The sequence below is a fragment of the Salinimicrobium oceani genome, from assembly GCF_012037645.1.
The window spans coordinates 1-374 of the sequence record NZ_JAAVJR010001007.1 but is presented as its reverse complement, the minus strand read 5'-3'; the positions used below and the strand labels follow the sequence as shown (position 1 = coordinate 374).

Here is a 374-nt window from a genome sequence, read left to right as displayed (position 1 = left end):
ATGAGCAAAGAACAAGCTTTACTACAAACTTATAATTTGAATGGCCTTGAATTGCCCAACCGCGTGGTAATGGCTCCGATGACCAGGAGCCGGGCTGAAGAAAAGAATGCTCCCAATGAGCTTATGGCAACTTATTATGCCCAACGTGCAGGTGCCGGATTGATCATCACCGAAGGTACAGCTCCTTCCCCTAATGGCTTGGGATATGCACGAATTCCGGGAATCTATTCCGATGCTCATATCGAGGGTTGGTCCAATGTAACCAAAGGGGTACACGAGCAGGGATCAAAGATCTTTCTTCAGCTTATGCATACAGGCCGGGTTTCTCATGAGTTAAATATGCCAGAGGGGGCTAAAATTCTGGCTCCTTCAGC

The 374-nt window shown here is 47.6% G+C and carries 1 protein-coding gene; it reads left to right on the top strand.

Going from position 1 to position 374, the window contains the following annotated elements; translation table 11 throughout:
* The coding region (locus HC175_RS20500) for an oxidoreductase (RefSeq protein WP_445326500.1) at window positions 1-374 on the top strand (374 nt) is incomplete at its 3' end.